Genomic DNA, 11,789 nt, shown 5'->3' on the forward strand with positions numbered 1-11,789 from the left:
GCGCCCAGACCCACTTCTCGCCAGCCCTGCACCCCCTCATGCACACGCTGGCCGGCACCCGCCGCTGAGCCGAGGCGAACCCGCATGCCAGCCAACGACCTGCGCGTGGTGCAACTGGGCTCGATGGCCCGGTCCGGCGAAACCCTGTTCCTGCGCACCTTCTCGGTCCACCCGCAAGTGCAGGTGGTGCACGACCTGCGCGTGGGCAACACCGCGGCCGAAACCGCGCTGTTCAAGCTGCTGCGCATCTGGCCGGCCAACCGCATGCCGCGCGTGGAGGTCGAGCGCCTTCTCGGCCCGGCGCTGAAAGCCAGCGCCACCCACCTGCTGCTCAAGCAAGGCGTCTTCCATCCACGCCATGCCTGGCGCGGCGTGAGCCTGGTGCGCAACCCGTACGCGATGTTCGTGTCCCTGTGGACCTACGACGCCGGCAAGCATGCGAACGACCAGCAGCACCTGCGCAACTGGCGCACATTGCGCCTGCCGCGGCTGCTCGCCTGGTGCGACGCGATGGACCCGGTGCTCTCGCGCCAGCTCGCCGCGATGAGCGACCCACTTGAGCAGTTCCTGCTGTTCTATGCCATGCGCGCCCAGCAGCTGAAGGCCAGCGGCCGGCCGCTGCTGCACTACGAAGACCTTGTCAACCAGACCTTGCCGACGCTGCGCAGCGCCTGTCAGGGCCTGGGTTTGACCCCGCACGACGACCTGCTGCGCGCCCACCAGTTCTATGCCAGGGGCGAGGCCGGCCACGGCGGCATGGACCTGGGCTCGCCGATCCGGCCCGGTTCCGACTGGCAACCGTATCCTGGCCTGCCGACTGCCCCGTTCGACGCACTGGTGCGGCAACTGGGCCTGCAGCGCTACATCGGCCTGTACGAGGCTGCGGCACAAGCAGCCTGAGCGGCGCGCTACTCGACCTTGTGGTCTTCTTCCTTGGCAGCGGCCATCGCCTCCGGTTCCAGCTCTTCGGCCGACCGGTTGAAGCGGATGAACACGCCCCAGGCGGCCAGCAAGACGCCAACCGAGACGATGAGCGCCGCCGCGTGCGGCAGCAGCGCCAGGTCTTCATGGATGGCTTTGAAACTCGCCACCAGGCCTTCGATGCCCAGCGCGACCACGACCACCACGAAGAAACGCGAAAGATAACGCCGCACGCGCGTCGGTGCGCTGATGTCCGCGTCGCGGATCACCTCTTCCTCGGCAATGGTCTCGGCGATCTGCAGCGCCACCACCGCCGCGGCCAGCAGGCCGACGGCCTCGATGATGGCCTGCGCGGCAGTGCCATCGAGTCCGCCCATGAAGGCCTGCCAGCCCATGCGGGCGGCTATGACCATCAGCATGAGCGCGGCAAAAGCGAAGAGTGCGGCCATCAGGCCATGAACAATGCTGAAAAGACGCTGTACGAGCTTCATCTGGCCTGCCTGGAAGTGCTGGCGAATTTTTTCCAGCGCCCAGCTGCCTGTCTGTCAGACCACCGGCCGGCGAGGTGCCGGCCAAGGCCTCACCAACACAGCTTCACCCGTTCAGTCGCTGCAGGCTGCCGTCGAACGGAGCGTTCGGGCCGTTGCCGGCAAATGGCAGGGTAGGCGGCGCTGTGTCTGAACACGGTCCCTCTTGGCCGGGACGAAATCACGCTTGGCCCGAAACCGCGCTCATGTGTCTCCACTCATTCGTCGAAGGACACGTCAGCCCGCTGGCCGCGGCACAACCAGAACCATTCGAGGCATCCAATTGCGCGACAACCAACCCATCACCCAACGGGAATACGAATTCCCTGACAACGCGACCCTGATGTCCACCACGGACACGCAGAGCCACATCACCTATGCCAATGCGGCGTTCGTGGAGGTCAGCGGGTTCACACGCGAAGAGGTGCATGGCAAGCCCCACAACCTCGTGCGCCACCCCGACATGCCGGCCGAAGCCTTCGCCGACATGTGGGCCACGCTCAAGGGCGGTGAGCCCTGGACAGCCCTGGTCAAGAACCGGCGCAAGAACGGCGACCACTACTGGGTGCGCGCAAATGCCACCCCGGTGATGCGCGATGGCAAGGTCGCAGGCTTCATGTCGGTGCGCACCAAGGCCTCGCGTGAGGAAATCGCAGGGGCTGAGCAGTTTTACCGTGAGGTCCGCGAGGGCAAGGCCGGCAGCCGGCGCTTCCACAAGGGGCTGGTGGTCCGCACCGGCCTGGCCGCATGGCGGTCCATGTTCAAGACCCTGTCGGTTCGCTGGCGGATTCGCTTGCCGTTGATGATGCTGGCCCCCACCCTGACCGCTGCGGCAGCGCTGCTGGATGTGAGCGGCGTGGCGCTGGCAGAGTTTGCCGGCGCCAATGCGGCGCTGACACTGCTTGCCTGCCTGTGGCTGGAAGCCCAGATCGCCAAGCCGCTGGAACAACTGCGCGCGCAGGCGCTGCGCGTGGCCAGCGGCGAGAGCCAGAAGTCGGTGCACATGGACCGGGTCGACGAGATCGGCATGACCTTGCGCACCGTCAGCCAGCTGGGCCTGATGTTCCGCTGGCTGATTGATGACGTCAGCGAGCAGGTGCTCAATCTGCAGACCGCGATCCATGAGATCGCGCAGGGCAACCAGGATCTCAGCGTGCGCACCGAGCAGGCGGCTTCCAGCGTGCAGCAGACGGCCTCTTCGATGACGCAGATGACCACCACGGTGCGCAACAGCGCCGAAACCGCGACCACGGCCAACCAGTTGTCTGGATCGGCTTGCGAAGCCGCCACGCGCGGCGGCAAGGCGGTGTCGCAGGTGGTGAACACCATGCACGACATCACGCAAAGCTCCAAGAAGATTGCCGACATCATCGGCGTGATCGATGGCATTGCCTTCCAGACCAACATCCTGGCACTGAACGCCGCCGTGGAAGCCGCCCGCGCGGGCGAACAAGGCCGCGGCTTTGCCGTTGTGGCCGGCGAGGTGCGAAGCCTGGCCCAGCGCAGCGCGGACGCCGCCCGCGAGATCAAGTCCTTGATCGGCAGCAGCGTGGAAAAGGTCGAATCGGGCGCCAAGCTGGTGGACGACGCCGGTCGCACCATGGAAGACATCGTGAAACAGGTTCAGCGCGTCTCGGACCTGATCGCCGAGATCGGCTCCGCCACCCACGAGCAGACCACCGGCATCGGTCAGGTGGGTCAGGCAGTGGGCCACCTGGACGAGATCACCCAGCAGAACGCGGCACTGGTGGAGCAAAGCACCGCCGCCTCGGAAAGCCTGCGCCAGCAGGCCACCCGGCTGGTCGAAGCGGTCAGCGTATTCCGCTGAACACGCTGCACGCTGCCCCTGCCTTCACCAGTTCAGCCGCTGCAGGTTCCCGTCGAACGGGTCGTCCAGGTCGTTGCTGGCGAACGGCAGGTTGGCCGGCAGGAAGGCCTTGAGGCGGCGGATGTCGCCGCAGTCGAAGGCGAGCTCGGGCACCTCGATGCTGCGCTTTTCGAGCAGCACCGAGATGTTGTAGCCGTACTGGCGCACGCGGGCCTGGCGGCAGTCGAAGCCGGCCAGCACCAGGCGGTACAGCAGCAGGCCGGCATTCCACAGGCTGACGTGGCCGCCCACGATCTGGTGTTTCATCGGCGGCACGCTGAGCGCCAGCACGCCGCTTTCGCGCAGCGCACCGTGCAGCCGGCCGAGGAAGCGCTGGGCGTCGAGCTGGTGTTCCAGCACGTGGCTGCACCAGACGCAGTCGTAGCGCTCGGGCAGCTCCAGCGTGTTGAAGTCGCCGATCACGCATTGCAGCTGCGGGCTGCGGCGCTCGAAGTAGACGGACTTGCCGTAGTCCACCGTGGTGACCTGCTTGCCGAACGCGAGGAAGACCTCGCTGTGCTCGCCGGCACCGCCGCCCACGTCCAGCACGCTATCGAAGTCGTAGTCGGACAGCAGCGTCCACAGCGCCAGGTCGGCAAACTGCGGGCGCTTCAGGCCCAGCACTTCGAAGCCGGGCAGGCGTTCGTCGGCGCGCGGGTCGTTGGCGGCGCGGGGGGAAAGCTCAGCCATTGACACGCAGCCCGGCGGGGCGTTCGGGGTGCTTGGGGCGTTCGGGCCGCTCGGGCCGGTTTACGCGGGCTGCAGTCTGGCGCATGACCACGCGCAGCGCATCCTTCAGGCCGTCCACTTCCTGGCGCAGGGTGTCGATCTGGTGGTGCGCCTGGGTCAGGGCCTGGCGCATGGTGTCGCTGCTGGCGCCATCGTCGCGGCGGCTGCCGTGCAAGGCGAAGACCTGGCGGTAGAAGTCGCTGTGGCGCGCGCTGTGGCTGGCATAGCCCCACCAGGTGTTGTGCAGTTCGCGCAAATGGTTGGGCCGCGGCGGGTGGCGCAGTGGATGCGCCCGCGACGCCTCGGGGTTCAATGCGGCAGCCCACATGGGCTCGCTGAGGAAATCGTGCGAGGCGATCTGCAGGTAGGCCTCGGGGCCATGCTCGGGCTGGAAGGCCGGCTGGCAGATCGGCGCCATCAGCGAGACGGCTTCCTTGCCGAACCACTGCGCTTCCTGCAGCACGCCAGAAGACAGGCCCACGAAACGCACCGGGCGCTCGCCGGCCATCAGCTCGTAGGTTTCGGCCGCGCAAAGCGGCACTGCGCGGCCGAGGATGCGTTCGAGCTGCTGGTGCTCGGCCGCGGCAAAACCGTGGGCCAGCGGGTGCGGTTTGTAGACCAGCCGCTCATTGCCGGCCAGTTGGCGCAGCGTGGTGGCATGGTCGGCCACGCGGGCAAAACGGCCCTGCGGGTTGATCAGCGAAGCGTCGGCCTCGGTCTGGCCGATGTAGATCCAGGCGCCGTCATACGGGCCAGCGGATTCGTCGTAGCGCTGGCGGTAGCGGACCTGTGCTGCCATCAGCGAGGCTTCGGAGAAGACCTCGTCCATGCGCTGGGCGTGCGGCAGCAGGCGGGCGTACAGGTCTGGCCGGTTGGTGCCCAGGGCCATGTACAGGTCGCTGGCAAAGCGCAGCGGCGACAGCCGCATGTCCAGCCAGGCGTGGCCACCCTGGTCCAGCGCCTGGCGCAGCCAGGCCGGCATTTCGTAGCCGACGATCAGCGCGCCTTCGGGCACGTGGGCGTTCAGGTAGTCGGCCGCAGGGGCCGGGATGCCCAGGTACAGCGCGGCCCAGTCGTGCGCACCGGAGCCGGCGCCGCACAGGCGCAGGAAGTGCGCGGTGTCGAAACCGGGCTTCAGGTTGTGGCGCTGGCCGCGGCGCGGCGACTTGCCCAGGTCCATGCCGGTGGCATGGAAAACGGGCACGCGGATCAGGTCGTACATGAACTCCTTGGCCGGCCAGAAGGCGTCGCGGCTGAGGTCGTCCAGGCAGGCGATGGTGGTGTAGTGCATGCGCGTGAGCAGTGAGGGTTTCAGCGGGCGTGCAGGCCGAAGGACTGCATCGGCGAGGCGACCGTGTGGATGGGCGCGGGTGTCGGCGCTGGCGGGGCGGCCGGCGCTGTCGCAGCCTGCTTGGCGGCCGGCTTCTTGAAGCGCATGCCGGTGGGCTTGACGGCGCGTTCCAGCAGCGAGCTGATCAGCGAGCGCGGGTAGCGCAGCCGGTTCTGCTGGCCGCCGCCCCAGTACTGGTAGTGTTGGCCGAGGTAGCGCGTGACCTGCAGCGCCGTCACCGGCACCTGGCTGCAGGACGACAGCAGCGCCTGCAGCATCAGCTCCATCTCTTCCTCGGACTCGCCGATGGCGATGGCGTCGCCGTTCTGCAGCAGGCCGCCGTAGTTGATCTGGAAGTCGCCGTTGGCGTCGATGAAATGGCTGGCGCAGGTGATCCAGTCTTCCTGCAGCGCGGTCAGGCCGGCCTGCTGGTTGAACTTGTAGTTCGGCCCGCCCAGCGGCCGGGTGTGCTTGACCGGCACGTCGTCGAGGATGGCCACGCGGCCGAGCTTGCTCATGCGCGGCCAGACGCTGTCCAGCCCGTAGCCGCTGATGTTGCCGGCCAGCGTGGGAAATACCCGCGCCAGCATGTCGATGGACAGCACCGGCGCCATGATCTCGACGAAGTTGGTGAAGCGCAGCTGGAATTCGGCGTGCTGCAGCGTGATGGGGTGCACGAAGTAGGAATCGGGCGTCAGCGCGGGCTGGGCCAGTTCGAGCTGCAGTTCGTCGCAGGTGGTGAACATGCGCGAAACCTGCTCGGGCACGCAGAGCAGGTCGTCGTCCGGCATCCAGACGTAGCGGTACTTCGAAATGAGTTCCCAGTTGGCCGCCAGCGTGCGTTCCAGGCCGGGGTACTTCGGGCCTTTTTGCATGTGGACAAAGACCGCACCGGGCGCCTGGGGGTGTTCATCGCCGAACCAGGACAGCGCATAGTCGAAGTTCTGCTGCTCCAGGCGTTCGATGGTGTGCGGATGCAGGGAGCCGGGACCCGCGCGGTAGAGGATCAGATAGGGTTTCACGGAGGCGCTCCTGGGTTGTCTCTGGCTGGCATGTGGCGCCATGCGGGCGGGCCGCGAGGCGTGAAGCCAGTCTAGGAGCGCACTTGAGCCGGCAAAGCGCTGATGTGAACGCGCTTTTCGGGGCATCTCGCGGCTGCACAAGTGGCCCGCGGTTTGCCCGGAGAGGGCGGGTTTTGGGCGCTTTGCAGGAGACCCTGCCGCCAGCGTGTAGGAATTTGCCTGACACGCGGATAGTGAAAACGGGGACTCAAGCCGCGGAAGTACCCCGATGTTTCTGCTTTGTATCCATCCCTACAGTTCACTCCATCGCATCTTGATCTTCACCCGGCAAGCCGCCAGCCACTCTTAGGAGCAGACACATGGACACCAACCAAATCCTCGCCGAGATCCGCGAAGCCAACCTGTCTTACCTGATGCTGGCCCAGAGCCTGATCCGCTCAGACCGCGAACAAGCCCTGTTCCGCCTGGGTGTTTCGGAAGAGACCGCCAACCTGATCAGCGCGCTGACCCCGGCGCAGATGATGAAGATCGCCACCGGCAACACGCTGCTGTGCCGCTTCCGCATGGACGACGACCTGGTCTGGGGCCTGCTGACCAGCCACGGCAAGTCGGCCTCGAACGACAGCGTGTCTCGCCTGCATGCCTCGATCCTGATGGCCGGCCGCCATCAAGAGGCGGCCTGACCTGATGTCCCTGGTCCGGCGGGTTGCCGGACAGCCTTGACACCGATACAGATCAAATCAACAGGACGGAGAGAAGACCATGGCCCGCAGCAAAAGCATCCTGACAGAAGCACGGCAGATCGAACGTGCCGTCATCCTGATCAACCTGGGCGCCCGCCTGCAGGTGCTGGAATCTGAAACCGACCTGTCCTACGAGCGCCTGCTGCGCCTGTACAAGGAAGTCTCTGGCAAGAGCCCGTCCAAGGGCCAGTTGCCCTTCTCCACCGACTGGTTCATGACCTGGCAGCCCAACATCCACGCCAGCCTGTTCCTGAACATCCACGAGTACCTGAACAAGACCTCGGAACTCGAAGAGATCGACACCGTCATCAAGGCCTACCAGCTCTACCTGGAGCAGACCGCTTCGCAAGGCCTGGAGCCCATGCTCTCCGTCACCCGCGCCTGGCGCCTGGTCAAGTTCGTCGACAACGGCATGCTGACCATGACCAAGTGCACCGGCTGCGGCGGCCATTACGTGACCCACCCGCACGAGATCGCCCGCCACTTCATCTGCGGCCTGTGCAACCCGCCGGCCCGCGCCGGCAAGGGCCGCCAGGCAGGCGCCCTGCAGCTGCCCAGCGCGGCCGAGCGCGTGCAGCAAAGCCAGCAGGAAGCCAGCGCCCTTGCCGCAGCGGCCGCCGCAGCAGACGAAGCGGACCTGGTGCTCAGCAACGGCAAGGTGATCGATTCGTCGGCCGAAGCCCACTGACGCCACCGCCACCCTGACCCCCACCGAATTCCCGACCCGGCAGCAATTTCCCTGGCATCAACCCGAGCCCGGCTCAAGTTCACGCCGCCGCTGCCGAAGAACCCCTTACGCAGTGCTTGCTTCCCGCAGGACCCCGCTGCAGCGTTTCATGCTTGTCTCCTCCTAGCACTCCCCTGTGCTTTCCTGGCGGACTCCCTGGCGGAGCCCGCCATTTTTCTTTGGGGAGGCGACTTCGCTGCCTGTCGCCGTGGCTTTGGGCTGCTTTTCCGCCTTTCCGCAAGTCTCAAGCCGGCGATGCTCAGCGCCGATATGTTCGCCAAGGGTCGCACTCCTGGCGACTCCACGAGATTCGGAACTCCACACCATGTTCGTCATCGTCGGTTGGCTGCTCGCCATCGGTTGCATCTTCGGCGTGTACATCGCGCACGGGGGCAACATCGGGGTGATCCTGCACGCCCTGCCCTTTGAAATGCTGACCATCTTTGGTGGCGCGATTGGCGCCATGGTGGCCAACAACCAGCCCAAAGTGCTGAAGGCCACGATGAAGGGGCTGGGTGCCTGCTTCAAGGGCTCGAAGTACTCCAAGGCCCGCGCGATGGAGCTGCTGGCGCTGCTGTTCGAGATCCTGCAGAAGGCCCGCAAGGAAGGCCTGATGTCGATCGAGAAGGATGTGGAAGATCCGCACAACTCGCCGCTGTTCCAGAAATTCCCGGTGGTGGGCCATGACCACCACGTGACCGAATTCATCACCGACTACCTGCGCATGATGGTCTCGGGCAACCTGAATGCCCACGAGATCGAGTCGCTGATGGACACCGAACTCGAAACCCACCACCACGAGGCGCACGGCGCTTCGGCGGCCATCGCCCGGCTGGCCGGCGCGCTGCCCGCCTTCGGCATCGTGGCTGCGGTGCTGGGTGTCGTGAACACCATGGGCTCGGTGGGCCAGCCGCCCGCGGTGCTGGGCGGCATGATCGGCTCGGCGCTGGTCGGTACCTTCCTGGGCATCTTGCTGGCCTACGGCTTTGCCGAACCGCTGGCGGGCCTGCTGGAACAGAAGATCGACGAAGACGGCAAGGAACTGCAATGCATCAAGACCACGCTGCTGGCCTCGATGCAGGGCTACGCACCGCAGGTCGCCATCGAATTCGGCCGCAAGGTCCTGTACTCCACCGAGCGCCCGACCTTCGGCGAGCTCGAAAGCCACGTCAAGAAGAAATGACAGCCCCCAAGACGCTGAGTACAGCGTCGCCCCCCCGAGGGGGAGCGGCTGCCTTGGGGCGGCCCGGCGGCAGCCAACTCTTCACCAACGGAGACCTGAGCCATGGCGGGTGATGCGAAAAAGCTCCAGCCCATCATCATCAAGCGCGTCAAGAAGGGCGGCCATGGCGCCCATGGCGGCGCCTGGAAGATCGCCTACGCCGACTTCGTGACGGCGATGATGGCCTTCTTCCTGCTGATGTGGCTGCTGGGCTCCACGACCGAGGGCGACAAGAAAGGCCTGCAGGACTTCTTCCAGTCGCCGCTGAAGGTGGCGATGGGCGGTGGCTCCGGTGCCGGCGATGCGTCGTCCGTCATCAAGGGCGGCGGCGAGGACCTCACCCGCAGCGGCGGCCAGGTCAAGCGCGGCGACATCGAAGCCGGCAAGCGCACCTTCAACCTGCAGGCGCTGAAAGCCGAGCAGCTGCGCGCCGAGGCCGGGCGGCTGCAGGAACTGAAGGCCAACATCGAGCAGCGCATGGGCGCCAGCGAGAAGCTCAAGGCCCTGTCCTCGCAGATCCGGCTGGACATGACACGCGACGGGCTGCGCATCCAGATCGTCGACGACCAGAACCGGCCGATGTTCGACTCCGGCAGCGCCATCGTCAAACCCTACATGCGAGAACTCCTGCGCGCGATCGGCGAGGTCTTGAGCGACGTGCCCAACCTGCTGACCGTGGAAGGCCACACCGATGCCACCCCCTTCCCCGGCGGGGAACGCGGCTACAGCAACTGGGAGCTCTCGGCCGACCGGGCGAACGCTTCGAGACGGGAGCTGATGGCCGGCGGCCTTGCCGAAAACCGCGTGCTGCGGGTGCAGGGCCTGGCCTTCAGCCAGCCCTTCAACCGGCAGGACCCCACTGACCCGAGCAACCGCCGCATCTCGATCATCGTGATGAACCGGGAAGCCGAAGACCGTGTGTTCAAGACCGCGCCGGAGCCTCTGCCGGAAGCCGCGCCGGCCACGGCGCCGGAGGCGGCCGAAGAAAAGCCTTCACATTGAACTCAAGTGTGCCCACCCCCCGCCGATAACGCTCTCAAGACCGCCGAGAGGAACCCGACATGAGCAACCCCACCGACCTGAAATTCCTTGTTGTTGACGATTTCTCCACCATGCGGCGCATCGTGCGCGGCCTGTTGAAGGAAATGGGCTGCAACAACGTCGAGGAGGCCGAAGACGGCCAAGTCGCGTTGAACATCCTGAAAGGCGCGAAGTTCGACTTCGTCGTCAGCGACATCAACATGCCCAACATGAACGGCTTCGACCTGTTGAAGGCCATCAAGGCCGACGACACCCTGAAGCACCTGCCGGTGCTGATGGTGACTGCCGAAGCGCGCAAGGAAGACATCGTGCTGGCCGCCCAAAGCGGCGCCGCCGGCTACATCGTCAAGCCTTTCACCAAGGCAACGCTGGAAGAAAAAGTCCAGAAGATCATGCAGAAGCTGGCCGCCACGGCCTGATGCGATCACCCCAAACAACAGGGACCCAGCCATGAAAATGGAAGATCTGACCGCCGTGGCACCCGTCGAGCCCTTGATGGTCTCGCCGGAAGTGTTTCAGCAACTCGGCAACATCACCCGCGTGCTGCACGACACCATGCAGCAACTGGGCGTGATGCCCAAGCTGCAAACCGCCACAGACGGCCTGCCCGACGCCCGCAGCCGGCTGACCTACATCGCCACCAAGACAGCAGAAGCCGCCAACAAGGTGCTGAACTCGGTCGACCAGGCCAAGACCGACCATGCCCGCATCACCGAACTGACGCGCGACATGGCAGCGGCCATCGTGGCCGACCCGGTTCGCGCCGTGGCCTCCGGCTCGGTGATGAATTTCGTCAAGGAAGTCGAAGGCGCCACTTCGCGCATCGACAACCACCTGACCGACATCATGATGGCGCAGGACTTCCATGACCTGACCGGCCAGGTGGTGGCCAAGGTGGTGACGCTGGCCAACGACCTGGAAGACAGCTTGGTCAAGCTGCTGGTGCAAGTCATTCCGCCGGAACAGCGCGAGAAGATCGAGCCGCAGATGCTGCAAGGCCCGGTGGTGAACGCCGAAGGTCGCACCGACGTCGTCACCAACCAGGGTGAAGTCGACGATTTGCTGGCCAGCCTGGGCTTCTGAGCCCCGCCTGCATCCACCTGACAAACGCGCCCCAGCCCGGGCGCGTTTTGCCATCCGCCGCCCTCCTTCCCGCCACGCCCATGAGCGACACAGCAGACCCCGCTGCCGCCGCAGCAACCGCCGAAGCAGAAGACCTTGACGCACCCGTGGCGCAGGCCCTGGCCTGGCTGCTGCCGCAGCACCGGGCCACGCCAGCCGACGCGCTGCAACGCATCCGCGTGATCTGCCAACGGGCCGGCAGCGAGCTCTACCCCGCGCTGCTGCTGGTGCTGGCCACGCATCAGTCGGTGCCGCGCGAGATCCTGGCCGCTGCCATCAAGCAGTTCCGCCGCGACTGCGACGCCTTCAGCCGCGAAGACGTCTGCGGCCTGCTCAACGGCATCGCCAACGGCGGCTTCCAGGGCTTTGACGTCATCCTGCGCACCCGCAAGACCGGGGAAAAGAAGTCCTCCGGCTTCTCCTGGATCCGCGAGGATGATCAATGATGGGGCACCCGGTCCCAGGTGATACCTGAGACCACCCGCCGAGCGGGTTGCGCGGCCGCCTTGAGGCGGCTCGGCGCCGGCCGCTTAATGGG

Annotated in this window: 13 protein-coding genes; 9 read left to right on the forward strand and 4 right to left on the reverse strand. The window is 66.0% G+C overall.

Annotated features, from left to right (window positions below; genetic code table 11):
* The first annotated feature begins 84 nt into the window (after window positions 1–84).
* Window positions 85–900, forward strand: coding sequence for a hypothetical protein (locus FKP22_RS09485; protein ID WP_141287251.1), 816 nt, complete (start codon window positions 85–87; stop codon window positions 898–900).
* Window positions 901–908: 8 nt separating this feature from the next.
* Here the strand turns inward: FKP22_RS09485 and FKP22_RS09490 are convergent, their stop codons facing one another.
* Window positions 909–1,412: a hypothetical protein gene (locus tag FKP22_RS09490; protein ID WP_141287252.1), complete on the reverse strand. Its 504-nt coding sequence runs from the start codon at window positions 1,410–1,412 to the stop codon at window positions 909–911.
* A gap of 319 nt (window positions 1,413–1,731) precedes the next feature.
* Between FKP22_RS09490 and FKP22_RS09495 the strand changes: the two genes are divergently transcribed.
* A complete protein-coding gene (locus FKP22_RS09495; RefSeq protein ID WP_141287253.1) occupies window positions 1,732–3,276 on the forward strand; it encodes a methyl-accepting chemotaxis protein in 1,545 nt (514 codons plus the stop codon).
* A gap of 24 nt (window positions 3,277–3,300) precedes the next feature.
* On the opposite strand, the gene FKP22_RS09500 is transcribed toward FKP22_RS09495, so the two are convergent.
* From FKP22_RS09500 to FKP22_RS09510, 3 genes are read right to left on the reverse strand one after another with little or no spacing between them, the layout of a single operon-like run.
* Window positions 3,301–4,005 (reverse strand): class I SAM-dependent methyltransferase, encoded by a 705-nt coding sequence (locus FKP22_RS09500; RefSeq protein ID WP_141287254.1) that lies wholly within the window; start codon window positions 4,003–4,005, stop codon window positions 3,301–3,303.
* The gene (locus FKP22_RS09505) at window positions 3,998–5,335 is read right to left on the reverse strand and encodes a hypothetical protein (RefSeq protein WP_141287255.1); all 1,338 of its coding nucleotides are present in this window, start codon (window positions 5,333–5,335) and stop codon (window positions 3,998–4,000) included. The genes FKP22_RS09500 and FKP22_RS09505 overlap by 8 nt, the downstream gene beginning before the upstream one ends.
* A gap of 20 nt (window positions 5,336–5,355) precedes the next feature.
* Window positions 5,356–6,396, reverse strand: coding sequence for a polysaccharide deacetylase family protein (locus tag FKP22_RS09510; RefSeq protein ID WP_141287256.1), 1,041 nt, complete (start codon window positions 6,394–6,396; stop codon window positions 5,356–5,358).
* 359 nt (window positions 6,397–6,755) lie between these two features.
* On the opposite strand from FKP22_RS09510, the gene flhD reads away from it, so the two are divergent.
* The 7 genes from flhD (at window position 6,756) to FKP22_RS09545 (ending at window position 11,697) form a co-directional block, all read left to right on the forward strand.
* Window positions 6,756–7,079 carry a flagellar transcriptional regulator FlhD gene (gene flhD, locus FKP22_RS09515; RefSeq protein WP_141287257.1) on the forward strand — a complete coding sequence of 108 codons (324 nt, stop codon included), beginning with the start codon at window positions 6,756–6,758 and terminating at the stop codon, window positions 7,077–7,079.
* 79 nt (window positions 7,080–7,158) lie between these two features.
* On the forward strand, window positions 7,159–7,827 hold the full coding sequence (gene flhC / locus FKP22_RS09520) for a flagellar transcriptional regulator FlhC (protein WP_141287258.1): 669 nt from the start codon (window positions 7,159–7,161) through the stop codon (window positions 7,825–7,827).
* A 364-nt stretch (window positions 7,828–8,191) separates the two neighbouring features.
* Entirely contained in the window at window positions 8,192–9,049 is an 858-nt protein-coding gene (motA, locus tag FKP22_RS09525) for a flagellar motor stator protein MotA (RefSeq protein ID WP_141287259.1), read from the forward strand.
* Window positions 9,050–9,151: 102 nt separating this feature from the next.
* The gene (gene motB, locus FKP22_RS09530; RefSeq protein WP_141287260.1) at window positions 9,152–10,090 is read left to right on the forward strand and encodes a flagellar motor protein MotB; all 939 of its coding nucleotides are present in this window, start codon (window positions 9,152–9,154) and stop codon (window positions 10,088–10,090) included.
* A gap of 59 nt (window positions 10,091–10,149) precedes the next feature.
* On the forward strand, window positions 10,150–10,548 hold the full coding sequence (gene cheY, locus FKP22_RS09535; protein WP_141287261.1) for a chemotaxis response regulator CheY: 399 nt from the start codon (window positions 10,150–10,152) through the stop codon (window positions 10,546–10,548).
* A gap of 31 nt (window positions 10,549–10,579) precedes the next feature.
* Window positions 10,580–11,212 (forward strand): protein phosphatase CheZ, encoded by a 633-nt coding sequence (locus FKP22_RS09540; RefSeq protein WP_211361353.1) that lies wholly within the window; start codon window positions 10,580–10,582, stop codon window positions 11,210–11,212.
* Window positions 11,213–11,292: 80 nt separating this feature from the next.
* A complete protein-coding gene (locus FKP22_RS09545) occupies window positions 11,293–11,697 on the forward strand; it encodes a hypothetical protein (RefSeq protein ID WP_141287262.1) in 405 nt (134 codons plus the stop codon).
* Window positions 11,698–11,789 lie beyond the last annotated feature (92 nt).

Origin of the sequence: Ideonella azotifigens, assembly GCF_006519715.1 — a bacterium.
Lineage (GTDB): Bacteria > Pseudomonadota > Gammaproteobacteria > Burkholderiales > Burkholderiaceae_C > Ideonella > Ideonella azotifigens.

What these genes read in the sequence shown, in the direction of transcription:
- cheY (WP_141287261.1), top strand. Translation starts at nt 10,150, where the DNA reads ATGAGCAACCCCACCGACCTGAAATTCCTTGTTGTTGACGATTTCTCC.
- FKP22_RS09505 (WP_141287255.1), bottom strand. Translation starts at nt 5,335, where the DNA reads ATGCACTACACCACCATCGCCTGCCTGGACGACCTCAGCCGCGACGCC.
- FKP22_RS09490 (WP_141287252.1), bottom strand. Translation starts at nt 1,412, where the DNA reads ATGAAGCTCGTACAGCGTCTTTTCAGCATTGTTCATGGCCTGATGGCC.
- FKP22_RS09500 (WP_141287254.1), bottom strand. Translation starts at nt 4,005, where the DNA reads ATGGCTGAGCTTTCCCCCCGCGCCGCCAACGACCCGCGCGCCGACGAA.
- flhD (WP_141287257.1), top strand. Translation starts at nt 6,756, where the DNA reads ATGGACACCAACCAAATCCTCGCCGAGATCCGCGAAGCCAACCTGTCT.
- motA (WP_141287259.1), top strand. Translation starts at nt 8,192, where the DNA reads ATGTTCGTCATCGTCGGTTGGCTGCTCGCCATCGGTTGCATCTTCGGC.
- flhC (WP_141287258.1), top strand. Translation starts at nt 7,159, where the DNA reads ATGGCCCGCAGCAAAAGCATCCTGACAGAAGCACGGCAGATCGAACGT.
- FKP22_RS09485 (WP_141287251.1), top strand. Translation starts at nt 85, where the DNA reads ATGCCAGCCAACGACCTGCGCGTGGTGCAACTGGGCTCGATGGCCCGG.
- FKP22_RS09545 (WP_141287262.1), top strand. Translation starts at nt 11,293, where the DNA reads ATGAGCGACACAGCAGACCCCGCTGCCGCCGCAGCAACCGCCGAAGCA.
- FKP22_RS09540 (WP_211361353.1), top strand. Translation starts at nt 10,580, where the DNA reads ATGAAAATGGAAGATCTGACCGCCGTGGCACCCGTCGAGCCCTTGATG.
- motB (WP_141287260.1), top strand. Translation starts at nt 9,152, where the DNA reads ATGGCGGGTGATGCGAAAAAGCTCCAGCCCATCATCATCAAGCGCGTC.